Source organism: Croceibacter sp., assembly GCF_002716225.1.
In the GTDB taxonomy this organism is placed as follows: Bacteria; Bacteroidota; Bacteroidia; order Flavobacteriales; family Flavobacteriaceae; genus Croceibacter; species Croceibacter atlanticus.
Genome location: NZ_PAZX01000013.1, coordinates 270,596 through 295,230, shown reverse-complemented (window position 1 = coordinate 295,230; position 24,635 = coordinate 270,596). Strand labels below are relative to the sequence as shown.

Genomic DNA, 24,635 nt, shown 5'->3' with positions numbered 1-24,635 from the left:
CGATAGGCAAAACTTTTAAATAAAAATACCTTGGGAAGAATAACCGAAACCGTTAAAGTTCTTATTATAATAAATGTCCTGTTTTTTGTAGGAACTTTATTTTTAGGAGATAGAGCTTATCAATTACTTTCTTTATACTTTATTAAGAACGAAAACTTTCAGCTGTGGCAGATTGTAAGCCATATGTTTATGCATGGTGGTGTTATGCATATTTTATTTAATATGTATGCACTTTGGGCATTTGGTAGTCCTATTGAAAATTATTTAGGGAAAAATAAATTTATCTTTTTTTACTTTTCAGCAGGTATAGGAGCAGCAATAATTCACACGTTGGTTAATTATTTTGCATATCAATCTGGCTTTAATTCTTTATTAGAAGCAGGTATGACACCAGAAGCCATACAGACTATGCTTAATACAGGACAGTATGATACTAGTATTTTAAATAATGTATCAAAAGATACACTCCAAACTATGTTTGAAGCCTTTAATACGCCAGCTGTAGGAGCTTCTGGAGCTATTTATGGAGTGTTGGTTGCATTTGCAATGTTATTTCCTAATGTATCATTATTCTTATTATTTGTGCCGGTACCAATAAAAGCTAAATATTTTATACCCGTTTTAATAGGAATAGATTTGTTTTCTGGATTTACAGGTTACTCATTATTTGGTGGTGGTATTGCTCACTTTGCCCACGTTGGTGGTGCCCTTTTTGGCTTTATCATGATGTGGTATTGGAAAAAGAATTCGTTTAACCAAAACCGTTGGGATTAATGCGTGCAATAACAGATTTAAAATTAAAATACAGTCGCCTTAATATTGCAGAAAAGCTCATAGCTATAAATGTAGTTGTGTTTATTTTTGTGTTTGTATTACGTACTGTTGGGTTTTTAATGCAAGCACCACAAACGCCATTATTAGACTGGTTTGCCTTTCCAAAAGATGTAGATGAGTTTATTTTTAAGCCTTGGACACTTATTACTTATGCATTTTTTCATTCTGGGTTATGGCATATTTTGGGTAATATGCTTATTCTATTTTACGCAAGTCAGTACTTCTTAAACTATTTTTCACCTAAACGTTTACTTAACTATTATTTTTTAGGTGCCATATGTGGTGCATTGGTATTTATGTTAAGTTACAATGTGTTTCCAGCTTTTCAAGGTCAAGGCCGTTCTACATTAATTGGAGCTAGTGCTGCAGTAATGGCTGTACTTGTTGGTATTGCAACACATATCCCACATATGCGTATTAGACTAATGTTTTTAGGTAGTATTAAATTCTGGTGGATAGCTGCCTTTTTAGTAGTGATTGATGTGATACAAATTCCATTAAATAATCCTGGTGGTCATTTGGCGCATTTAGGAGGTGCATTGCTTGGTTATATTTACACTAAGCAGTTAGCTAAAGGAAATGATATTGGCAGCGGATTTGAAAAACTAGCAGATTGGGTTTCAGGATTATTTAGCAAAACACCTAGAGAAAAGAAAAGCCCTTTAAAAACGGTTCATAAAACTAAACGCCCTAAAGCGACTACTGCTAAAAAGCCTAAGAAAGATGAGCAACAAAAGAAAGTAGACGCTATCTTAGATAAGATTAGCAAAAGCGGATATGACAGTTTAACAAAAGCAGAAAAGGACTTTCTATTTAACGCAGGAAAAGACAATATATGAAAGGCCTAAACGTCTTAGATAAATTTATATTCTTCCTAAATATTTGCTTTGCTTTAGCATTGCTTACTGCTTATTTTTTGCCCTATATTCCACCAAAAACGTTTCCTACATTGTCTGTTTTAAGTTTAGGAATAGGACCGTTACTTATTGTAAACTTTTTGTTTTTTCTGTATTGGTTATTTAAAGTAAGACGCCAATTATTTATGTCTTTATTAATCTTGTTAATTGGCTTTGCTAACTTAAGTTCCTTCTATAAGTTTTCTGAATCTAAAAAAGTAGGAGATGAAGAGCATTTTTCTGTTATGTCTTATAATGTGAAATCTTTTAATAGATATAATTGGATAGATGCTGAAAACCTTTCAGATAGTATTGCTCATTTTATAGCTCAAGAGCAGCCTGATATTTTAGCAGTTCAAGAATATTTTTCTGAAAGTTCTAAGATAGATCGTGCCTTTAAATATAAATACATAAAAACAAAAACGAACAACAGTAGGTTTGGGCAAGCTTTTTTTAGCGAATTTCCTATTATAAATTCGGGTTCTGTAGATTTTGAAAGCGCAGGAAACAATGCCATTTTTATAGATGTTGTCTATAAAAAAGACACTTTAAGATTCTACAATGCCCACTTAGAGTCTTTACGACTAAAGCCAAATGTTAAAGATCTTCAAGAAGAAGGTAGCGAACGTTTATTAGGAAGAGTAGGAGGCACATTTAAGGTGCAACAAGACCAAATGGAGCAATTAAAAGCTCATATAGAAACATCTCCATATAAGGTGATAATCTGTTCAGATTTAAATAATAGTGCTTTCTCTTATGTGTATAGAGCCATAAAAGGGAATACATATAAAGATGCTTTTAAATTGGCAGGTAATGGTTTTGGAAAAAGCTTTGATCTAGATTTTTTCCCGTTGCGTATTGATTTTATTCTTGCAGATAAAACGATTCCAATAAAAGGGTTTACAACCTACACCAAGAAATTCTCAGATCATTTTCCAATTAAAGCAGATTTTAGTTTGTAGCTATTTAAGCTTTAAAGACTCTAAATAGGTTAAGGCATTAGAGCCTTCATTAAATAATAAGTCTAAAATACTAAGGTTAGGAATAAAGCCTTTTTTGTCTTCAAAAACCTGAAAGTAAGGATCTAGCTCTACATTAAGTGCTCTTTTAGCATCAATAGTATATCTTAAGTCGGTTTGAGTAGGTTCTTTAAAAAACTCTTTGGTCTTCGTGAAATTTGGAGAAAATTGAAGGCACTCACAAATAACTTCAAAACATTGGTAATTAAAATCTAGAAGAAAGGTTTGTTCCTTTTCGAAGAGAGGAGCCAAATCATCTTCAAAAAATTCAAAAAAAGCAGAACTTCTGTAGGCGCTCTGTAAGCTTTTCCAATGGTGTTGTTGCCATTTAAAGCTATTTTCAATTTTTACATCTCTATATTTTTGATGGCTACCATTTCCTGTATGTAAAATAGGAATATTTAAAAGGAGCTTACCATTTGCACCATATACATACGTTCTGTTTCTATAGGTTTGCTTCTGATAATTATCGTCATTTTCAAAAACTACAGATTCTGCCTGTGCCATATATGCGTAATGCAAGGTAGGAGCAAAATATGCAGGATGTAAAAGAACAGTTTCCAAGTGTTATGCTTTTTTACGTTTTCTAAAGTAATTAAAACCAAACCATACTAATAAAGCTATTACAAAATATGGTAAATATGAAGTAGGTTCGCCGCTGCCGCCAACTGTAGTAAATAAGCGTTCCCAACGCACGCCACCTTTATTGGCATCCCAACTCATCCAAACAAAAACAGCTTTACCTACTATATGATTTTCTGGCACATAGCCATAAAACCTACTATCCTCACTATTTTGTCTGTTATCACCCATCATCCAATAGTAATCTTGCTTAAAGGTATACGTAGTTGCAGGTTTTCCATTAAGTAGAACTTGATTACCATTATAGGTTATTTTGTTTTCAATACCCATTTCAGCACCTTCATAAACTTCTATAATGCGTCTGTAAAATGGTGCAGAGTCGTAAGTTAAATCGACTGTTTTTCCTTTTTGTGGAATGTATATGGAACCGTATTGATCTTCATTCCAATCTAATCTGCCATTATTAGGGAATAAGTTTCCACCTTTGGCGCCTTTTTCATCAATAATTTTAGTTACTGAAGCTACATTAGGATGGTTTCTAAAACGTTCTGCAGTTTTGTCTGTCAATGTAATACGATACTGTCTTTCGTTCTGGTTATACCAAGAAATAGGATCTGTGATATCGTACACTTCATATAAAGCCTGTGGATTAAAACCTTGACCTTTACCTTGTACTATATAGTTATATTGTGGCTTTGCGCGGTCTGGTAATTGTAATGGCTCATTATTAATATATACTTTTCCATCAACAATTTTAAGACTGTCTCCAGGCAAGCCAACAGCACGTTTAACATAGTTAGATTTTTTATCTATAGGCTTTAGGTAATGTTTGCCATCTGTTGCAAAAAACTGTTTAACAGTATCAATAGGATAGTTAAAGACTACAATTTCATTGCGTTCTACATCTTGAAATCCAGGTAATCTTAAATAGGGTAGTTGTAATTTGTTTTTCCAAGAATCTTTATCGTTTCTGTCGTCATCATATAAAAATGATTTAGATCTCACCACAGGAATAGTATCGTGTACCATAGGGAAAGATACTGTTGTCATTGGTAGTCTTGCACCGTAATGAAACTTGCTAACAAAAAGATAATCTCCTACAAGTAATGTTTTTTCTAAAGATGAGGTAGGAATTACAAATGGTTGCATTACATACGTGTGTACAATTGTTGCAGCTACTACTGCAAATAAAATACTACTAATCCATTCTCCAGCACTTGTTCGTGGCTTTAAGTCTCTGTCTGTAATATATGTAACGTCTAAAGCATAATTTACATAGTAAATATAAAGTCCAAAAGTTAGGATGACTAAGAACGTATCTAAGGTTGAGTTTTTTCCAAAACTACGAATGGTTTCCACCCAAACTACGGGTATCATTATTAGGTTTACAATAGGAATGAAAAGTAAAATAGTCCACCACCAAGGTCTATTTATAATTTTCATTAATACCACAGCATTGTATACAGGTACAAAAGCTTCCCAAGCTTGTCTTCCTGCTTTAACGTAAAGTTTCCAGGTTCCTAAACCGTGTATTACCTGTATGATCAGGATAAATATAAACCATTGTAATAATGTCATAATCTAAGTTTCATTATTAGTAAGCTAAACTAAGCCAGCGTTACAAAAATCATTAAATAATAGAGTCTAATACATCATTCATTGTAAAAACTCCTGTTTTGTCTTTTAACCATTCTGCAGCTATAATAGCACCAAGAGCAAAACCTACTCTGGTATGAGCAGTATGGGTAATCTCTATTGTATCTATTTTAGAAGAATAGGAAATTGTATGTGTTCCAGGAACATCTGGAGTGCGTTCTGCAGTAATACCTATACTATTTGTGTGGTCTTTACTGTCTTGGTTATTTAGATGCCATTTTGTGTTATCTGTAGCATCTATAATGTGTTCTGCAAGCGTAATAGCTGTACCACTAGGCGCATCTAGTTTTTTGGTATGATGTATTTCTTTAAGTGCAACAGCATAATCCTGCTGATTTGCCATTAAATGTGCCAATGTTTTATTTAGCTTAAAAAATAAATTTACGCCAATACTAAAGTTTGACGCATAGATAAAACTGCCGTTACTATTATGACATATCTCAATTGCTTTGTCATAATTATCAAGCCAGCCAGTTGTGCCGGAAACTACAGGTATGTTTAGTTTAAAACACATTGTGATATTTGTGAAAGCAGCATTAGGAACGCTAAAATCTATAGCGACATCTGCTTCTTTTAAAGCTTCTTCATCTATAGCTGTAGAAGTTTTGTAACAAATTTCATGACCTCTTTTTATAGCGAGTTCCTCAATTGTTTTACCCATTCTTCCGTAGCCAAGTAATGCAATCTTCATGTTAAAATTTATAATTTAAAGACATAACATAATGTGTTTTACCAGAGAACTCATCAAACTGAAAATCTGGTTGTAGGGACAAATCATCACTAACGTTAAATTGCCTTAAGTGAGCAGAAACATTAGCGTCTACAATGTTTATAACATAAATAGCAGCAGTTACAAGTAACGAGATTTCTTTGTTACGTTGGTAAAACCGTTGTGCTTCGATTAAACCATCGTCATTTACTTGCCCAAAAAACTCATCATCTTCAAAGCCAGCCAAACGCCTTTTGTAGGCGTCTCTAAAACGATTGTACTCTTTGTCATTATTTATATAAAAATAAATAGGAATAGCAAGACCCGCATAGGCTACTGGAATTTTCCAATAATCCTTATTGTAAGCTTGTCCTAAACCTGGTAATACAGCAGAGTAAAATGCTGCTCGTGCTGGAGCTAAAGGATCATAATCTGGAACTTCCTTAACTTTTTTTGTTTTAAGCTTTATGTTATCATCTACATCTAGAGATAGGGTATCTTCTTGTGCAAATGAAACAGCTGTTACAAATAAGGAAAGGATGAAAAGTATGACAAGCGATTTATTCACCCGAAATTAATTTTTTTAAGCGTTTGAAATCTTCTTCTGAAGAGAACGGAATAACAATGTTTCCATTGCCTTTTTTCTGAACTTTTACATTAACCTTAGCACCAAAATACTCAGAGAAATTTTGCTGTGCCTTTTGAAATGGTTTTGAAAGTTCTTGTGGAGGATTAGCTGAAGCTTTCTTTTTTGTAGACGATTTTCCTTGTTGTAAATCTCTTACTAAAGCTTCTGTATCTCTTACAGATAAAGAGTCCTCAATAACCTTTTCATAAATGTCTAGTTGTTGTGAGGTATCATCTATGTTAATTAATGCACGACCGTGACCCATACTTACAAAGCCATCTCTCATACCAGTTTGTATGATAGGGTCTAACTTTAATAAGCGTAAATAGTTAGAAATCGTACTTCGTTTTTTACCTACACGATCACTAAGTTGTTCTTGGGTAAGATTAATCTCATCCATTAAACGTTGGTATGATAACGCAATTTCAATAGGATCTAAATCTTTTCTTTGAATGTTTTCTACCAAAGCCATCTCTAATGATTCTTGATCATTAGCAATGCGTATGTAGGCAGGAATTGTTTCTAAACCTACTAATTTTGAAGCTCTAAATCGACGTTCTCCAGAAACAAGTTGGTACTTGTTAAAGTCTAATTTTCTAACAGTAATAGGTTGTATAACTCCTAATTCTCTAATAGATGTAGCAAGTTCTCTTAGGGTTTCCTCATTAAAACTAGTACGAGGTTGAAAAGGGTTAACCTCAATAACATCAAGCTCTAGCTCAACAATATTGCCAACAACCTTATCTGCATTTTTATCTTCAGCAGTTTTAATATCATTCTCAGGATCTTTTAGCAATGCAGAAAGTCCTCTTCCTAAGGCTTGTTTTTTTGTTGCCTTCGCCATTATTAACTGTTTTTCTTAATTAATTCGTGAGCTAAACTCAAATAGTTTGAAGCTCCTTTACTTGCAGCATCGTAATTAATAATGCTTTCGCCATAACTTGGTGCTTCACTTAACCTAACGTTACGTTGTATAATGGTATCAAAAACCATTGCTTCAAAATGCTTCTTAACCTCATCTACTACTTGGTTAGATAAACGCAAGCGTTGGTCATACATGGTAAGCAGTAAGCCTTCAATATCTAAGTCTTTATTATGTATACGTTGTACACTTTTTATAGTGTTAAGCAGTTTTCCTAAACCTTCTAATGCAAAATATTCACATTGTATAGGGATAATTACAGAATCTGCAGCTGTAAGTGCATTTAAAGTAAGTAAGCCAAGTGATGGTGCACAATCTATAATTACATAATCATAGGATGCAGCAATATCTTTTATAACCTTTCTAAGCATGTATTCACGCTCATCTTGGTCTACAAGTTCAATTTCAATAGCTACCAAGTCTATATGTGCAGGCAGAATATCCAAATTAGGAGATTCAGTTTTTATGATAGCCTCTTCAGGCTTTGCCGTATGTTCAAGAATTTGATAAGTACCAATCTCAACAGACTCTACATCTATACCAAGACCAGAAGTGGCATTGGCTTGAGGATCTGCATCTATTAAAAGCACTTTTTTCTCTAAAACACCAAGTGACGCCGCTAGATTAACCGATGTTGTGGTCTTACCGACACCACCTTTTTGGTTGGCGATAGCTATGATTTTACCCATTATTTATTTTGTGTTTAAAGGGTAAAAATACATAATTTAAAAGGTTTAAAAAATGTATTTGTAGCAACTTGATTGAGATGTTGACATCTTTTTAAGACTTATTTTTCTTACTTCTTATCATTGCTTCAAGCATATCCCACATTTGTTGAGGAACTTCTTCTAGCTGGTTAAATTGTCCAGCACCTTTAATCCACTCACCACCATCAATTGTAATAACCTCACCATTTACATAAGATGAAAAGTCTGATACTAGGTAGGCTGCTAAGTTTGCAAGCTCTTGGTGATCTCCTACACGTTTTAGAGGATTAGTTTTTGCTAAGTCAAATTTTTCTTTTAATTCTCCTGGTAACAATCTGTCCCAAGCACCTTTTGTAGGGAATGGTCCTGGTGCAATTGCATTAAAGCGCATACCGTATTTTGCCCACTCTACAGCTAAAGAGCGTGTCATTGCTAAAACTCCAGCTTTTGCTGAGGCACTTGGTACAACATAAGCAGAACCAGTCCAGGCATACGTAGTAACAATGTTTAATACAGATTTGTCTTTTTCATTGTTATCTATCCAATGCTTACCAAATGCTAGTGTGCAGTTTTTAGTACCTTTTAAAACAATATCTATAATAGTATCAAATGCATTTGCAGATAAACGCTCTGTTGGAGAAATAAAATTACCGGCTGCATTGTTTAATAATACATCTATAGGTCCTAAGGCTTTAATTGCAGCATCACGCATAGCTTCAACTTCTTCAATATGCCTTACATCACATTGTAGCGGCACACATTTAGAACCAGTTTCTTCTGTAAGTTCTTTAGCTACAGTTTCTAATTTGTCAATATTTCTTGACGTAATTGCAACTTGTGCTCCTAGTTTTAAGAAATAAGTAGTCATTGCTTTACCTAAGCCGCTACCGCCACCAGTTACTACAATATTTTTTCCTTTAAGGGCATCATCGCGAAGCATTCCGTTAGTATAGTTCATTGTTTTTTGATTTTAGTCAAATATACAATGCTTGCATAGTATATTTGGTATGCTTTTAAATATTTTAAAGTTAATCTATTAAAATCTCTAATAATGTAATTGCAGCCTCACTTATTTTTGTTCCTGGACCAAATACAGCAACAGCGCCAGCATCAAATAAAAATTGATAATCTGCAGAAGGTATAACACCACCAACAATTACCATAATATCTTCTCTGCCATAGTTTTTGAGTTCCTCAATTACTTGCGGCACCAATGTTTTGTGACCTGCAGCAAGAGAGGATACACCTAAAATGTGAACATCATTTTCTACGGCTTGTTTAGCAGCCTCTTTAGGTGTTTGGAAAAGTGGACCTATATCTACATCAAAACCAACATCTGCATAACCTGTTGCTACCACTTTGGCACCACGATCGTGACCGTCTTGTCCCATTTTGGCAATCATGATACGAGGACGTCTTCCGTCTTGTTCTGCAAAGGTATTTGCCAATTCTTTGGCTTTGCTAAATGATTTGTCGTCTTTTATCTCTTTACTGTACACGCCACTAAAACTTTGAATTTGTGCTTTATGCCTGCCAAAACTTTCTTCTAAAGCATCGCTAATTTCTCCTAGTGTTGCACGGTCTCTGGCAGCCGCTACAGCTAAAGATAGTAAGTTTTTGTTGCCTTGCTTTGCAGCATTTCTTAAATCTTTAAGCGCTTTTGAAACTTTATCTGTATTACGTTCTGCCTTTATACGTTCTAAACGTTCAATTTGTTGAAGTCTTACGGTTTGGTTGTCTACCTCCAACGTTACTAAAGGATCTTCTTTCTCTAACCTGTATTTGTTAGTACCTACAATTATATCTTGGCCACTATCTATACGTGCTTGTTTTCTTGCGGCAGCTTCTTCAATACGAAGTTTAGGGATACCTTTTTCAATGGCTTTTGTCATGCCTCCAAGATTTTCAACTTCTTGTATAAGCTCCCAAGCTTTTTCTGTAATATCATTTGTGAGCGATTCAACATAAAAACTACCTGCCCAAGGATCTACAGTTTTGGTAATCTGTGTTTCTTCTTGTAAATATAATTGTGTGTTACGAGCAATACGTGCAGAAAAATCGGTAGGTAATGCAATGGCTTCATCAAGCGCATTTGTGTGTAAACTTTGCGTGCCTCCAAAAGCTGCAGCAGAAGCCTCGATGCAGGTTCTGGCTACATTATTAAATGGATCTTGCTCTGTTAAGCTCCAGCCACTAGTTTGGCAGTGCGTTCTTAATGCTAACGATTTAGGATTTTTAGGATTAAATTGTTTTACCAATTTAGCCCAAAGCATACGTGCGGCACGCATTTTTGCAATTTCCATAAAATGGTTCATCCCAATTGCCCAGAAAAAAGATAGGCGCGGCGCGAACGTATCTATATCCATTCCTGCAGCCAGTCCTTTTCGTATATATTCTAAACCATCTGCAAGGGTATATGCAAGCTCAATATCACAAGTAGCACCAGCTTCCTGCATATGGTAACCCGATATACTTATACTGTTAAATTTTGGCATATTCTCAGAAGTGTATTCAAAGATGTCTGAGATAATTTTCATTGAAGGTTGTGGCGGATAAATGTATGTATTACGCACCATAAACTCTTTTAAAATATCATTTTGTATGGTTCCTGAAAGCTGTTCTGCTTTAACACCTTGCTCTTCTGCAGCTACAATATAAAATGCCATAATAGGTAAAACGGCACCATTCATAGTCATTGAAACGGACATTTTATCTAGCGGAATTTGATCAAAAAGAACCTTCATGTCCTCAACAGAATCTATAGCCACACCAGCTTTACCTACATCTCCTACAACTCTATCATGATCACTGTCATAACCTCTATGTGTTGCCAAATCAAAAGCTACAGATAGTCCTTTTTGTCCTGCAGCCAAATTACGTCTGTAAAATGCATTACTTTCTTCTGCTGTTGAAAATCCTGCATATTGCCTTATTGTCCAAGGTCTACGAACGTACATAGTAGAGTAGGGACCACGTAAATTAGGTGCTATTCCTGCAACAAAATCTAAATGTTTAAGGTCTTCTAAATCTTCTTTGGTATAATGAGATTTTACTTCAATTTTTTCTGCAGTAGATTGCATTTTCACCTCATTTGAAGAGGTGTCTTGAGTGTCGTAATTTAATTTTAAATGCTGTAAATTCTTTCTACTCATGGTCTTCTGTTTCAGTAAAGTCATTAAAGAACATATGGCCATAGCCATATTCAAAAACGACATATAATTTTAAATAAGGATCTCTCGCTATTTTTAGAGAGTTTCTTCCAATAGCATCAGAGAACAAATCTGGTTTCATGCTGTTGGTAGTTAAAAGTGCTTTAAATGTTGTTTTAAGATCTTTGTCTATCATATTTGCAGCAATGCACTTTATGAAGTCTGATTTATAGTTTAGGTTAGAGTCTTCATTGTAAACATCCCAAATTTCTGGTTTAGATTCTTTTAGCATTTCAAAAACCTTTACAGTATGAGGAGATACAAACTCTTTAACATCTAGTTTGTTTTTTAAAGTTGGGTAAAACCACTGTCCATAAATTTGCTCACTCTGTGCATTTAAGTTGCCAATATGAACTTTAATATCGTGCTCAAAACTATAAAATGCCTCTTTTAGCAATGGTTCTGTCTCATTAGCACAAACCGTGAAGTTTGGCATGTCCTGAAATTTATATTCAAACTTTTCCTGACAACTAAAAGTTGTCACTAGACATATAAAAAAGATAAGTTTTAAAACTGGTTTCATATTGCTAATCTTTTATAGTGGTTAGGTCTTTATTAAACATTCTTCCAAAACCATATTGGAAAACTGCATAGTGATTTAAATATGGGTCTATTGCAAGTCTTGAATAGTTTCCGGTAAGTAATGGTTCAACCAATTCAGGTTTAAATGTATTGGTGTCTTTTAATGCTAGGAATGTAGTTTTTACATTATTATCATCTATATTATTAAAGACACACGTCATAAAAGGACTGTCTAAGTTTAGGGTCATTTCACCTTGATTTTTAATCCAAAATTCAGGGTGTTTCTCTTTTAGCATTTTAAAAAGTGTTACAGTACGTTCTGAAATAATTTGTTCTGGTGTAACTTTTTCTTTTATGGCATGGTTAATCCATTTAGCCATGGCTTTCATTAAATTTTTCTTCTTAGGGTCGTTATTGTAGTTATAAATATCTTCTTCATAACTGTAAAAGGCTTCTTTTATAAGCTTTGTATCTAAGCTATCACAAATAAACCTATCTGGATAATTATTAAAGCTATACTCATAGTCTTTCTGCTCTGTTTTACAACTCCATAAAACAGTAACTAAAATAAGCGGCAAAAGAATGTGATGGAATTTATTTAGCTTCATTTTTNAATCGTTCTTGTTCTAATTGTTCAGCCANACGTTTTTCAATTATTGGCTCTATTAACGTTTTTCTCGGATTTTGTTTTACAAAAGGGTACAATTGTAAATCATTTGCCATTGCATCTTGTTTGTTAGGATGCTTGTTGGTTCCTATAAGAGATAGCTTGCCATCNTTAAATAGCTGTTGTTCTTGTGAAGCAGAATCTTTTATCTTTTGCTGAATTTTACCATCAAATAATTGTTGTACAAAACCGCCACCCATTTCAATTTGCTTGAAAATTTCTAANNCTTTTTCAGCAAACTGTTGTGTAAGANTTTCAATATAATANCTACCGTCTGNAGCATTGTCTACCATATCAAAATAACTTTCGTGTTTTAAGACTAGTAGTTGGTTTCTAGAAATGCGATCTCCAAATTCATTGTTTTTATGAAACAACGTATCATATGGCATATTATAAATTGCATTTGCACCACCTAAGGCAGCACTCATACACTCTGTTGTTGTTCGTANCATATTTACATTGTAATCATAAATAGCCTTGTTGCGTTTTGTGGGNTGAGCAAGAATAAATAAATTATCATTTAAGTTATACTCCTTGGCAAGAGTGCTAAATAATAAACGCAGTGCTCTAAGNTTTGCAATCTCGAAAAAGTAATTAGAGCCTATNGAAACNTTTACCGTAAAATTTAAATCTTTGTGGTCTGTAAAGTGGTTTGCGTANTCATTTATATGGGCTAAAGTATATGCTAATTCTTGCGNAATATTAGCACCAGCNTTTTGATAAAGTGCAGCATCTATACTTAAAATATCTTTCCCAATACATTTATTTAAAACTGAATGATCTTCATCTTTATTAGTAAACCAGTTACCATCTTTTGCAAGATGACCAATAATATCTACTCCAATCTTTAAATTGTAAGACTGCTGAAGGTCTTTTAAGGTTTTTATAAATGCTTCAGAAAGAAAAGTACACTCAATATATATGAATTTATCACCTATGTTTAGTTTATCTAAAATAGCTTTTACGTTAACTGAGTCATTAGGGATAACAAACCATAACATTTCTGCACCACGCGTAAGTACATTGTTTGCTCTGGTGATGCTTTTTTCTACATTTTCTATGTAAATTTTTTCACAGACATCCCAAGAAGAAACCGCTTTTACAGACACTAACTTAGTGTCTTCTCTATGGTAAAAGGGTTTTACATCTATACCGTGATGNCTTTTGTAAATTAGGGTGTCATTGTAATCTGCGCCTTTAAGGTCTACTTGTATTTTCTGTTTCCAAGCTTTAGCGCTAACAGGATCAAAATCTTTAAATAGGTCTTTAGTCATAGTTTGTGTTTGTAAATAACAAAGGGATTTTAAAATTAAAGACTGTTTAATNTAATCTTAAAATTATTGNTATTGTATGCTATCTTCATATTCAATAATAAAAATCTCTTCATTTTCTCGCTTCATATAATACTCTTCTCTGGCAAATTTCTCAATTTCCACCGAGTCTTCTAAAGTTTTGATGGTAGTCTTGTCTTTGGCGATTTCCTCTTTGTAGTAATCCTTNTTTTTTTCAAGATCACTTATTTCGTTACTAAGTTCATTATGTATAAACCAAGAATTACTGTCGAAAAAAAACATCCAAATAGCAAAAACTATAAGTAACAAGATATACTTGTTACTTAAAAATCTGAACCACCATTTTTGCTTTAGATCTTTAAATCTCATAAGGCTAAAGATACAATTTTAGGTAAGACGTTCTCTTATGATACTCTGTACAATATCAACAGCTACGGTATTATATCTGTTGTTAGGAATAATCATATCTGCAAACTCCTTNGTNGGTTCTATAAATTGCTGGTGCATTGGTTTTAACGTNGTTTGGTAGCGGTTAAGCACCTCTTCTAAATCTCTGCCNCGTTCTGCAATATCACGTTTTAAACGCCTTATTAAACGTTCATCNCTATCTGCGTGCACGTAAATCTTAATGTCGAATAGGTCTCGTAACTCAGGATTTGTAAGAATTAANATACCTTCTACAATCATTACCTTGGTAGGATATGTGGTTGTAGTCTCTCCAGTGCGGTTATGNTCTACAAAAGAATATACGGGTTGCTCTATAGGTTTGTTGTTTCTAAGATCGTTTAAATGTTGCGTTAGTAAAGGAAAATCTATGGACTGAGGATGATCAAAATTTATCTTTGTACGCTGCTCAAGAGTAAGGTTAGATGTGTCTTTGTAGTAATGGTCTTGAGAAATAACTGCCACATCTTCTGTAGCTAACTGATCTATAATTTGATTGACCACCGTTGTTTTTCCACAGCCAGTACCGCCAGCAATTCCTATAATGAGCATCTCAATAAAAAGTTTGAAGTTTGAGCGGCAAAGTTAGAAGTTAATTCACGAAAATNGTAAACAGATGCTGAAAAAATAATTTAATACAATTTAAGCTTTAGGGGTTGTTGAAATTTGNTTTGAATGCTTATAAAATAATATAGATGCTAAAAAGCCTATAGNAGAAAATATNCCTAAAGCAATAAATACATAANTATGGCCTTGCTCACCATTCCAACCATCTAAAAAGTAACCTATCATAGGACCAGCAAAGATGTCTGGTGTGTAACCAATAAATGATATAAGACCAACAGNTGTTCCCGTAAGCGTTAAGGGTATTTTGCCTTCTTGCATTACTGCAAAATACAGTACTCTAACAGCATATACGCCGATAGCTGTAATAACAATACTTGTAAAGAAAAACAACGTAGTATTTTCTGGTAAGACGCCAGAAGCAAATATGCTAGCGCCAATAATAGAAAGTAAAAAACCAATAACTAAATAAAGTGAGGCTTTAGATCTGTCTGCTAAAACACCAATGAGAACACCAACAACAGGTCTTATAAATAATAAGAAAGTTCCTGTTTGTGCAGCTTCAATCTCAGAATATTTCATTACGTCTTTTGCATATAAAGAGAAAATATCTGTAATCTTATAACCTACATAAGCACAGAGTATAATTATCATTAAAAGCCATACAGCTTTAAGTTGTAATACGTCTTTTATGTTTTTAAGTGTAATGTGTTCCTTAATAGTTTCCTTTTCTATTGTTGCTTTAGTATCTAGCTTTAAAAAGAAATAAACTAATAGTCCTATTAGTATTACAATGCCAGATGTTATTAAGATAACAGCTTTAAATGCTTCACGTTGTNCAATAGTATTAAGGTCTACATCATTATCTGGCATAAGAAATGCAAAAATTAATACCCCTAAAAGTCCAAATAAGGCACCTACCAAACCACGACCACCATCTAAAAAACCAAATGCNTTACCTTGGCTGTCTGTGCCACCCCAAATNCGAGTTGCTTTAATCATACCTGCCCAAAACAAACAAATTGTAGTAAAACCCCAATATCCATAAAGNATTTTTAACGTTGTGTATGATGGATTGTTGGCATATACAAAACCACCTATGGCAGTTAATATGAGAGAGATTCCCATTAATTTTCTAGGTTGAAATTTATCTGCTAAAGGACCACCAAACAAATAAGACACTAACGCCACTAAGCCATATATTGAAAAACAATAACCAAGCTGTGTATTAGTTACTTGAAANACATCTAAAACGGTAGCCCTAAACACTCTCGCTAAGACAAAAGGTAAAATAAAAACNGCTTCTCCTGCTAAAATTAGGAGAATAATGTANTGTAGTGGTTTTTTAATGTTGTCTTTTTTCAAAGGTNTGTTACAGTTTGGTTTGTGAAAGATAAGAAATAAGGCTTTGGCAAANTGTATTAGGTTAGGGTCTGTAAATAAGNTNTTTTGTGTTAGGGATAGAGCACGTTACCGTGTAACGGCGAAAGCCCGACCCGATTTAGGGGAACACCCGAAACAGTAACTTGTAATTTNTATTCAAAAAAGCTNTTAANGACTCAAGCAACTGCCTAAGTTTTCATTTATAGTTTTTATTTCTGACACTCTGTCATAATCATTCTAGTGGCACATCTTTTGACTTTTAGTAGTCGAGAAAACAATTTTGAACACTAATAAAATATATTAAGATGAGTAAAATAATTGGAATTGACTTGGGTACTACCAACAGTTGCGTTGCCGTAATGGAAGGTAACGAGCCTACGGTNATNCCNAATGCNGANGGTAANNGNACNACTCCTTCTGTNATNGCNTTTGTAGANGGNGGNGAGATTAAAGTNGGNGANCCNGCAAAAAGACAAGCAGTAACTAACCCAACAAAAACGGTTTCTTCTATNAAGCGTTTTATGGGTAACAAATTCAGTGAATCTTCTAAAGAAGTTGAAAGTGCTGCATACGATGTAAAAAAAGGAGATAACGATACGCCAAGAGTAGATATAGACGGTCGTTTATATACACCACAGGAATTATCTGCTATGATTCTTCAGAAAATGAAGAAAACAGCAGAAGATTATCTTGGTACAGACGTTACTGGAGCTGTAATTACAGTACCGGCATACTTTAATGATAGCCAACGCCAAGCAACTAAAGAAGCTGGTGAGATTGCAGGTCTTAAAGTAGAGCGTATTATTAATGAGCCTACTGCTGCTGCATTGGCTTATGGTTTAGATAAGAAAGATACAGACCAAAAGATTGTTGTATTTGACTTTGGTGGTGGTACTCATGACGTTTCTATCCTAGAATTAGGTGACGGCGTTTTTGAAGTATTATCTACAGATGGTGACACACACCTTGGTGGTGATGATGTTGACCAAAAGATAATTAACTGGTTGGCAGATGAGTTCAAATCTGAAGAAGATATGAACCTTAAGAAAGATCCTATGGCGTTGCAACGTCTTAAGGAAGCTGCAGAGAAAGCAAAAATTGAGTTGTCTTCTTCTAACCAAACAGAAATTAATTTACCTTACATTACAGCTACTGCAAGCGGACCAAAACACTTGGTNCGTACATTAACACGTAGCAAATTTGAGCAATTAATTGATGATTTAGTNAAACGCACAATTACTCCTTGTGAAAAAGCACTTAAAGCTGCTGGATTAAGCAAGAGTGATATAGATGAGGTTATCCTTGTTGGTGGTTCTACACGTATTCCTGCAGTACAAGAAGCTGTAGAGAAATTCTTTGGTAAGAAGCCAAGTAAAGGTGTAAACCCAGATGAGGTTGTAGCTGTTGGTGCTGCAATACAAGGTGGTGTATTAACAGGAGACGTAAAAGACGTTCTTTTATTAGATGTTACACCATTATCTCTAGGTATTGAAACTATGGGTGGCGTTATGACTAAGTTGATTGAAGCAAACACGACTATTCCTACGAATAAGTCTCAGGTCTTCTCAACGGCGGCAGATAACCAGCCAAGTGTAGAAATTCACGTATTACAAGGTGAACGTCCAATGGCGGCAGATAACAAGACAATTGGTAGATTCCATTTGTCTGATATTCCACCAGCACAACGTGGTGTTCCTCAAATTGAAGTGACTTTCGATATTGATGCTAACGGTATCATTAAAGTAAGTGCAGAAGATAAAGCAACTGGTAAGAAGCAAGATATTAAGATTGAAGCGTCTTCTGGTTTAAGCGAAGAGGAAATCAAGAAAATGAAAGCTGAAGCTGAAGCNAATGCAGATGCAGATGCTAAGACTAAAGAAAAAGTTGATAAGATTAACGAGGCAGATGCTATGGTTTTCCAAACGGAAAAGCAACTTAAAGAATTTGGTGATAAATTATCTGATGATAAGAAAGCACCAATTGAAGAAGCATTAACTGAGTTAAAGGCTGCACACGCAACTGGCGATGTAGACCAAATTCAACCAGCTTTAGATAAGATAAACGAAGCTTGGAAAGTAGCTAGTGAAGAAATGTACAAAGCACAAGCAGAAGCTCAACAAGGCGCTCCAACTGGAGATGCTGGTCAAGCTGAAGGTGATGCTAGTTCTTCTGAAGGTAGCGANGTAGAAGATGTAGATTTTGAAGAAGTAAAATAAGCTTCAATCCTTAACCGGATTTCTATTATATATAAATCCGCAACTCGAAAGAGTTGCGGATTTTTTTTGTTTTAACCATAAAGATTGAAACGATTAGANTACCAGTTTACTTATATTTATACAACTAAATTAACGCGCATAATGACTACAACTCACCGTTTTTTAATCTTGGTAACTAGCCTATTAACTATAATATCTTGCAAACAACAANCGACTAGTGAAGATCAGGTTAAGAATTCTCCAACTCAAATTCAACTTAATACCACTAAAGGAAACATAGTTGTAAAGCTATACAACCAAACTCCAAAACACCGTGATAATTTTATAAAACTAGCTAATGACAGTACATTAAATGGCGTATTGTTTCATAGAGTAATTAAAGATTTTATGATACAGAGTGGTGATATTAAAAGTAAAGATGCAAAACCACAAGATACTTTGGGAGAAGGCGAGTTGCCATATAGAGTGTCTGCTGAGTTTCATCCAGACTTATTCCATAAAAAAGGAGTATTAGCTGCTGCGAGAGATGGAAATTTAGAGCGTGCATCAAGTAGTACACAATTTTATATTGTACANGGAAAAATTCAGAACGATAGTTTATTNCAATTAAATGAAGATAGAATTAACGGCTGGCTAAGAGAACATAAATTTAAAAATAGCTTTAAGCATAAGGATTTGGTTAATGCTTTACAGCAGGCAGAAATTGTTGGAGATCAAACTTTATATAAAAAACTTAATGATAGTATTATAAAGCTAGCAAATGAGTTTGAAGATTTTGAAAGGTATACCATACCAAAAGAACATAGGAAAGTTTATAAAACTATTGGAGGTACGCCACACTTAGACCAGAATTACACAGTTTTTGGAGAAGTTGTAAGTGGTTTAAATATTGTTGATTCAATTGCAAATGCTGAAACAAACAATTTAGATAGACCATTAACAGATATTCGTATTAAGAGCGTTAANATATTAGAGNAATAGTTAACCATAATTAAAATATGTGTTACGATATAAAAACAAGTAAAAAAGCACAANTAGAGCGTGTAAGGCGCGCTCAAGATTTATTGGCATTAGAGGAAATAGAAGATAGGCTACTACCTTTAACAGATTTGCCTTTGCATCATGCATCTGGATTTAATCATCCAGAAGTACTTATTTATACAGATCGTTCTCCAAATTTTCCAGAAGTTGCAACTTGGGGCTTAGTGCCACATTGGGTAAAAGATACCACTCAAAAAAAACAGNTATGGAATAAGACCTTAAACGCACGAGGTGAAACAATTTTCGAAAAACCGTCTTTTCGAGATTCTGCTAAACATAAACGCTGCCTCTTTTATGTTGATGGCTTTTATGAGCACCATCACTACAATGGACAGGTGTATCCCTTTTATATTCATAAGAAAGATAACACGGCAATGGCAATGGCAGGATTATGGAATACTTGGGAAGATCCAGAAACNGGCGGACATTTAAATACGTTTTCAATAGTAACTACTAAAGGAAATGCATTACTTTCTAAAATACATAACAATCCAAAATTAGAAGGCCCAAGAATGCCTCTAATTTTGCCAGAAGATATAGCAGATCAATGGATAACAAATGTTGATGATCATTTAGNCGAGCAAACAATNACATCTTTAATACAGCCCTATCCAGATGAAGANTTCTCTGCACATACNGTGCAAAAGCTTAGAGGNAAAGCNTATCTAGGAAATACGCCAANCACTAGCGAACCAGTTATATATAATGAATTAAATTTTTTAACAAGTAATACCAACCAGNTATGACCAATGTTTTTACAGAAAAAGGCACTTCAGAATTTATAAATAGAATACATAACCTTACACCAGAAACAAAACCGCAATGGGGAAAGATGAGTGTCGAAAAAATGTTGGCTCACTGCAATGTTACTTATGAGTTAATTTATGAAGATAAACATCCAAGGCCGAAAGGCTTAAAGAAACTTTTAATAAAACTATTAATTAAGAATTATGTAGTAGGAGATAAACCATTTAAAAAAAATGGAGGTACTGCACCAGCATTTTTAATTAGGGATGAGCGCAAATTTAAAACTGAAAAAGACAGGTTAATACAGCATCTGGAAAAAACACAACAACTGGGTGAATCTCATTTTAATGGGAAAGAGTCTCATTCTTTTGGGCCATTAACTATAAAAGAATGGAATACCATGTTTAGCAAACACTTAGATCATCACCTTACTCAATTTGGTGTGTAGGTAAAAAATAAGAGGAAAACTAGTTATAGTTTTCATAATCTAAATGCCTAAGCAAAGCCAAACCCTTAAATTTGTAAAAACTTAAATTATGAGATTACGTGCCAGTTCCCAAATTCTAGCACTTTTAATATTCAGCCTTTTATTGGGCATAAATTCACAAGCCCAAAAATCCAACGCTAATAGGTCTTTTAAAGACTATTATCCAATATCTGAACGCCCTTATTTAACAGGCGGATTTGGAAATAATGATTACGAACGTATATTATTAGAGGCAAAACCCGTTGTATATTATAGCGTATATAACGATATCCGAGAAGCTTTAAATAGAGATACTATTGTAAGAGGAGATGCTATTTATTTAAGTATACAGCCTCAGTTTAGGATTTATGATGAAAACTCTAAACCTGTAAAGACACCATCTTATAAAGCGTTTTTAGGATTTCAATCTATAATTAAGACAAACAACAATAATTTCTTAACTGCTGCATTGGAGTCTGGTCACTTTTCAAATGGGCAGTCCGGATCTGCGTTTAGTGAGGAGTTAGAAGACAACACTCCAGAAAGTACAGCACTCTATGAAGATATAACAGATGATACAGATTTGGCTGCAATTTTAAATAGATCTTCAGGAAACTTCTCTACCAACTTAACACGTTTGTCTTTAAACTATAGGATTAACAAATTTAATGATGAGAATTTACCAGAAACCATACATTCATTAACCTTAACCTATCAATTATACCATAGGCGTTTCTTAGGAGCATTTCAATTTGGAGGTTATAATCCAGAAGATATAGACATTTATGGAAGGCATCAAATAGAAGCTAGTTATGAGTTTACTTCACATTTAAAAGGATTTAGATATACTTTAGGACAAGAAGTATTCTTGCATCCAGATGTACACCCAAGTGCAGAAGTGTTTAGAAGTGAAACCACAGCAATTGTATATCCTTGGGATAAAGACTTAGGGATATTTGCCAAATTTGCATTTGGTTATGATGACTATAATTACAGGTTTGTAGATAGCTTCCCAAGATTTTCAATAGGGTTAACATGGGATTGGTTTACACCGTTTGTAGTTAAGCCAAATAGAGTTACGAATCCATAATATTATGGGGTTTTACATTTAGTAATTCGTATTTTTGCACTTCATTAAAAATNACAATTATGAATAATGGTTTATACGCTAAGCTTGAGACAAGTAAAGGCGATATTCTTATACAATTAGAGTTTCAGAAAACTCCAGGAACAGTTGCCAACTTTGTAGCACTTGCAGAAGGAAAACAAGAAAATAGCGCTAAAGATTTAGGGACACCTTATTATGACGGTCTTAAATTTCACCGTGTTATTGCAGACTTTATGATACAAGGTGGAGATCCACAAGGAACTGGAGCTGGCGGTCCTGGTTACAATTTTGATGATGAGTTTCACCCAGAGCTAAAACACAATAAGCCAGGTACTTTAAGTATGGCTAATGCAGGTCCTGGAACAAATGGAAGTCAGTTTTTTATAACACATGGTGAAACAGCTTGGTTAGATAANAAGCATACTGTATTTGGTTATGTTGTTGAAGGGCAAGATGTAGTTAACAAAATAAAGCAAGGTGACCTTATAAATCANGTTGAAATNATTAGAGAAGGTNAAGATGCTGAAGCTTTTGATGCTGTTGAAACCTTTAAGAATTTTAATGAAAGCAAAGCACAACGTATAGCAGATGCTAAAAAACGTGAAGAAGAAGCTTTAGCAAAAGCAACCGAAGGTTTTACAAAAACTAACAGCGGTTTATATTATAATATCACTAAAAAAGGTGATGGTAAAGCTGCAGAAAAAGGAAAAACAGTTTCTGTACATTACAAAGGGATGTTAATGGATGGTACAGTGTTCGATTCTTCATTTAAAAGAAATGAACCAATTGATTTTCCATTAGGTGTAGGCCAAGTAATTGCAGGTTGGGATGAAGGTATACAATTACTAAACGTAGGCGATCAAGCTACTTTAATAATTCCTTCAGATCTTGCTTATGGTGAACGTGGCGCTGGTGGTGTAATTCCTGGTGGAGCAACTCTTAAGTTTGATGTAGAGTTAGTAAATGTGAAGTAAAAGTGATCTAAAAATCACTTTGAGATATCAAAAAGGGTAAAATTTGAGTATTCAAATTTTACCCTTTATTTNTTTAAAGNCTATAATTAAGACTTCCATTTAATNTTNCAACCAATACTTGGTTTTTGATCCTTNCGTTGCGGATTGTTGTTTAATATATTATCTAAAGATTCTCTAAGGTCTCTACCATTTACAGGAATTCCATTTCCTGGTCTAGAGTTATCTAATTGGCCTCTGTAAACTAGCTTTAATTCTGCATCAAATACAAAAAAATCTGGCGTACAAGCTGCTNTGTAAGCTTTNGCNACNTCTTGGGTAGNATCAAAAAGGTAAGGGAACGGATAGTTTTCTTCTCTAGCAGTTTTCCACATAAGATCTGGATGATCTTGAGGATATTTTTCAATATCATTACTGTTTATAGCTACAAATCCAAAGCCCGTTACACGATAATCATTTGCNGTTCTTACAAGTTCATCATTTACATGTTTTACAAAAGGGCAATGNTTACATATAAACATAACTACAGTACCTTTTGTACCTTTAATATCTTCTAAAGAATAGCTGTTTTTTGTTACAGCATCTACCAAATTAAAAGTTGGNGCTTTGGTACCTAATGGTAACATGTTGGAAGGAGTTAAAGACATNCGTGTAATAATTAGAGTTATTAAACTATAGGTCATCAAAATAAGACAATGGTTACATAAAATCTCCTTAAAGTATCCTTAAAATCTTGGTAAGCCTTAGTAAGCTTAGTATCTTTAATGAAAACAAAACCAATGAAAGAAGGATATACATCATTATCAATAGCAATAAAAGACTTGCAAGAAGAAGGTTACAACGTAGATTTTAATCTTGTTGAAGAAGGCGTAGAGGCTAAGTCTAAAAAGAAAACTTGGCCAGCAGGCAAATTAGATGTTGTAAAATTTTACAGATTTGAAGGTGCCACAAATCCATCAGACAATAGCATTTTGTATGTTATTGAAACNGAAGATGGAGAAAANGGANTNTTAGTAGATAACTACGATGCCAGCGCTACTCAGGTTTCTAAAGANATGTTGGAAAAGCTGAAAATTCATCATAATGAATAATTTAACTTGGAGTGAGTTTGAGCGCGTAGATATGCGTGTNGGAACCATTCTTGAAGTTAAAGATTTTCCTGAAGCTAGAAATCCTGCTTATAAATTAAGNATAGATTTTGGTGAGATGNTTGGAGTTAAAAAAACTTCTGCCCAGATTACTACCCAATATTCTAAAGAAGATTTAATAGGAAGGCAAATAATAGCTGTAGTAAATTTTCCTAAAAAGCAAATTGCAACATTTATGAGTGAGTGCTTAGTTTTAGGTGCAGTAAATGGAAAGGATGTCACATTNTTACATCCCGATTTAAAGGTCGAAAACGGCTTAAAGATAGGCTAACGCTCTTTATTAAATTATAGATATAAAAAAAAAGCTCTGTAGAAATATACAGAGCTTTTTTGCATTATAGTTATAGATTAATCTTTCAAATCTTCTAAAGATTTTACTTTGTGTAAAGTAGCTTTAACTTCATCTACTTGTTTAGTGAGTGTATGCTGTATTTTAGGAGGAAACTGTTGGTTGGTTAATGCATCTTCATATTCACTAACACTTGCTTTTTCTCCTCTAATACATTCTTCTAAAACAGCTTCATCGTCATTACCAGTAACAGCAGTTTTAATATCTATCCAAGTTCTGTGTAAAGAACCTGTTACACTACCTTTTTCTTTAGGTGTTTCGTTTAAATCTCTAATTTCCTTATCTAGTTCTGTTGCAAAACGGTTTCTAAGAACAGCTTGTTGCTTAAGGAAATTTTTAAGTTGAGAGCTATCTGCATCTGTCATGGCTTTTTTATAACCAGCTTCTGCATCATAGTTCTTTTCCAGAAGTTGCTGTAAATGGTTTACAATATCTTCGTGGCTATTTTCTTTTGCTTCTTCAAGTGTGGTTTTCATAGTATTATTTTTTTTTGTTTACCTAAANATACTAAGGATTCAACAAAAAAATATAATTTAAAGACCAGCTTGTGAGAGG

The 24,635-nt window shown here is 34.1% G+C and carries 26 protein-coding genes; 10 read left to right on the top strand and 16 right to left on the bottom strand.

What is annotated here, in order from left to right:
• The first annotated feature begins 30 nt into the window (after window positions 1-30).
• From CL818_RS11160 to CL818_RS11150, 3 genes are read left to right on the top strand one after another with little or no spacing between them, the layout of a single operon-like run.
• Window positions 31-774, top strand: coding sequence for a rhomboid family intramembrane serine protease (locus CL818_RS11160; RefSeq protein ID WP_272973562.1), 744 nt, complete (start codon window positions 31-33; stop codon window positions 772-774).
• Window positions 774-1,673, top strand: a complete 900-nt coding sequence (locus CL818_RS11155; RefSeq protein WP_272973563.1) for a rhomboid family intramembrane serine protease — start codon at window positions 774-776, stop codon at window positions 1,671-1,673. The genes CL818_RS11160 and CL818_RS11155 overlap by 1 nt, the downstream gene beginning before the upstream one ends.
• Window positions 1,670-2,692, top strand: coding sequence for an endonuclease/exonuclease/phosphatase family protein (locus CL818_RS11150; protein WP_272973564.1), 1,023 nt, complete (start codon window positions 1,670-1,672; stop codon window positions 2,690-2,692). The genes CL818_RS11155 and CL818_RS11150 overlap by 4 nt, the downstream gene beginning before the upstream one ends.
• Here the strand turns inward: CL818_RS11150 and CL818_RS11145 are convergent, their stop codons facing one another.
• The 14 genes from CL818_RS11145 to CL818_RS11080 all read right to left on the bottom strand — a co-directional run bounded on the left by CL818_RS11145 (window position 2,693) and on the right by CL818_RS11080 (window position 16,016).
• Window positions 2,693-3,313, bottom strand: coding sequence for a WbqC family protein (locus tag CL818_RS11145; protein ID WP_272973565.1), 621 nt, complete (start codon window positions 3,311-3,313; stop codon window positions 2,693-2,695).
• A 3-nt stretch (window positions 3,314-3,316) separates the two neighbouring features.
• Window positions 3,317-4,909: a signal peptidase I gene (gene lepB / locus CL818_RS11140; RefSeq protein ID WP_272973566.1), complete on the bottom strand. Its 1,593-nt coding sequence runs from the start codon at window positions 4,907-4,909 to the stop codon at window positions 3,317-3,319.
• Window positions 4,910-4,961: 52 nt separating this feature from the next.
• Window positions 4,962-5,678: a 4-hydroxy-tetrahydrodipicolinate reductase gene (gene dapB, locus CL818_RS11135; RefSeq protein WP_286973082.1), complete on the bottom strand. Its 717-nt coding sequence runs from the start codon at window positions 5,676-5,678 to the stop codon at window positions 4,962-4,964.
• Window position 5,679: 1 nt separating this feature from the next.
• Window positions 5,680-6,264 carry a DUF5683 domain-containing protein gene (locus CL818_RS11130; protein ID WP_013187178.1) on the bottom strand — a complete coding sequence of 195 codons (585 nt, stop codon included), beginning with the start codon at window positions 6,262-6,264 and terminating at the stop codon, window positions 5,680-5,682.
• On the bottom strand, window positions 6,257-7,168 hold the full coding sequence (locus tag CL818_RS11125; RefSeq protein ID WP_013187179.1) for a ParB/RepB/Spo0J family partition protein: 912 nt from the start codon (window positions 7,166-7,168) through the stop codon (window positions 6,257-6,259). The genes CL818_RS11130 and CL818_RS11125 overlap by 8 nt, the downstream gene beginning before the upstream one ends.
• A 2-nt stretch (window positions 7,169-7,170) precedes the next feature.
• A complete protein-coding gene (locus tag CL818_RS11120) occupies window positions 7,171-7,935 on the bottom strand; it encodes a ParA family protein (protein WP_272973568.1) in 765 nt (254 codons plus the stop codon).
• 91 nt (window positions 7,936-8,026) lie between these two features.
• Window positions 8,027-8,911 carry an SDR family oxidoreductase gene (locus CL818_RS11115; RefSeq protein WP_013187181.1) on the bottom strand — a complete coding sequence of 295 codons (885 nt, stop codon included), beginning with the start codon at window positions 8,909-8,911 and terminating at the stop codon, window positions 8,027-8,029.
• Between the two features lie 70 nt (window positions 8,912-8,981).
• Window positions 8,982-11,105, bottom strand: a complete 2,124-nt coding sequence (gene scpA, locus CL818_RS11110; protein WP_272973569.1) for a methylmalonyl-CoA mutase — start codon at window positions 11,103-11,105, stop codon at window positions 8,982-8,984.
• Window positions 11,098-11,598 (bottom strand): hypothetical protein, encoded by a 501-nt coding sequence (locus tag CL818_RS11105; RefSeq protein WP_013187183.1) that lies wholly within the window; start codon window positions 11,596-11,598, stop codon window positions 11,098-11,100. Before CL818_RS11105 ends, scpA begins: the two co-directional genes overlap by 8 nt.
• Before the next feature lie 91 nt (window positions 11,599-11,689).
• Window positions 11,690-12,292 (bottom strand): hypothetical protein, encoded by a 603-nt coding sequence (locus tag CL818_RS11100; RefSeq protein ID WP_013187184.1) that lies wholly within the window; start codon window positions 12,290-12,292, stop codon window positions 11,690-11,692.
• Entirely contained in the window at window positions 12,279-13,352 is a 1,074-nt protein-coding gene (locus tag CL818_RS11095) for a methylmalonyl-CoA mutase family protein (RefSeq protein ID WP_502692252.1), read from the bottom strand. The genes CL818_RS11100 and CL818_RS11095 overlap by 14 nt, the downstream gene beginning before the upstream one ends.
• 336 nt (window positions 13,353-13,688) lie before the next feature.
• The gene (locus tag CL818_RS11090) at window positions 13,689-14,012 is read right to left on the bottom strand and encodes an FtsB family cell division protein (RefSeq protein ID WP_286973073.1); all 324 of its coding nucleotides are present in this window, start codon (window positions 14,010-14,012) and stop codon (window positions 13,689-13,691) included.
• Between the two features lie 18 nt (window positions 14,013-14,030).
• On the bottom strand, window positions 14,031-14,639 hold the full coding sequence (udk, locus tag CL818_RS11085; protein WP_286973071.1) for a uridine kinase: 609 nt from the start codon (window positions 14,637-14,639) through the stop codon (window positions 14,031-14,033).
• Window positions 14,640-14,729: 90 nt separating this feature from the next.
• Complete coding sequence (locus CL818_RS11080) at window positions 14,730-16,016, bottom strand: MFS transporter (RefSeq protein ID WP_286973069.1); 1,287 nt, start codon at window positions 16,014-16,016, stop codon at window positions 14,730-14,732.
• A gap of 323 nt (window positions 16,017-16,339) precedes the next feature.
• On the opposite strand from CL818_RS11080, the gene dnaK reads away from it, so the two are divergent.
• The 6 genes from dnaK to CL818_RS11050 all read left to right on the top strand — a co-directional run bounded on the left by dnaK (window position 16,340) and on the right by CL818_RS11050 (window position 22,586).
• On the top strand, window positions 16,340-18,250 hold the full coding sequence (gene dnaK, locus CL818_RS11075) for a molecular chaperone DnaK (RefSeq protein WP_286973067.1): 1,911 nt from the start codon (window positions 16,340-16,342) through the stop codon (window positions 18,248-18,250).
• A gap of 141 nt (window positions 18,251-18,391) precedes the next feature.
• Window positions 18,392-19,231 carry a peptidylprolyl isomerase gene (locus CL818_RS11070; protein WP_286973065.1) on the top strand — a complete coding sequence of 280 codons (840 nt, stop codon included), beginning with the start codon at window positions 18,392-18,394 and terminating at the stop codon, window positions 19,229-19,231.
• Window positions 19,232-19,248: 17 nt separating this feature from the next.
• Window positions 19,249-20,037 carry an SOS response-associated peptidase gene (locus CL818_RS11065; RefSeq protein WP_286973063.1) on the top strand — a complete coding sequence of 263 codons (789 nt, stop codon included), beginning with the start codon at window positions 19,249-19,251 and terminating at the stop codon, window positions 20,035-20,037.
• Complete coding sequence (locus tag CL818_RS11060; RefSeq protein WP_272973574.1) at window positions 20,034-20,486, top strand: hypothetical protein; 453 nt, start codon at window positions 20,034-20,036, stop codon at window positions 20,484-20,486. Before CL818_RS11065 ends, CL818_RS11060 begins: the two co-directional genes overlap by 4 nt.
• 88 nt (window positions 20,487-20,574) lie before the next feature.
• Window positions 20,575-21,594, top strand: coding sequence for a hypothetical protein (locus CL818_RS11055; RefSeq protein ID WP_272973575.1), 1,020 nt, complete (start codon window positions 20,575-20,577; stop codon window positions 21,592-21,594).
• 59 nt (window positions 21,595-21,653) lie between these two features.
• Window positions 21,654-22,586: a peptidylprolyl isomerase gene (locus CL818_RS11050; RefSeq protein WP_286973059.1), complete on the top strand. Its 933-nt coding sequence runs from the start codon at window positions 21,654-21,656 to the stop codon at window positions 22,584-22,586.
• An 86-nt stretch (window positions 22,587-22,672) separates the two neighbouring features.
• Here CL818_RS11050 and CL818_RS11045 read toward each other — a convergent pair whose 3' ends face one another.
• Window positions 22,673-23,230, bottom strand: a complete 558-nt coding sequence (locus CL818_RS11045; RefSeq protein ID WP_286973057.1) for a thioredoxin family protein — start codon at window positions 23,228-23,230, stop codon at window positions 22,673-22,675.
• A 436-nt stretch (window positions 23,231-23,666) separates the two neighbouring features.
• Between CL818_RS11045 and CL818_RS11035 the strand changes: the two genes are divergently transcribed.
• Window positions 23,667-24,002 (top strand): tRNA-binding protein, encoded by a 336-nt coding sequence (locus CL818_RS11035; RefSeq protein ID WP_286973053.1) that lies wholly within the window; start codon window positions 23,667-23,669, stop codon window positions 24,000-24,002.
• A 77-nt stretch (window positions 24,003-24,079) separates the two neighbouring features.
• On the opposite strand, the gene CL818_RS11030 is transcribed toward CL818_RS11035, so the two are convergent.
• A complete protein-coding gene (locus tag CL818_RS11030; protein ID WP_013187199.1) occupies window positions 24,080-24,556 on the bottom strand; it encodes a ferritin-like domain-containing protein in 477 nt (158 codons plus the stop codon).
• Window positions 24,557-24,635 lie beyond the last annotated feature (79 nt).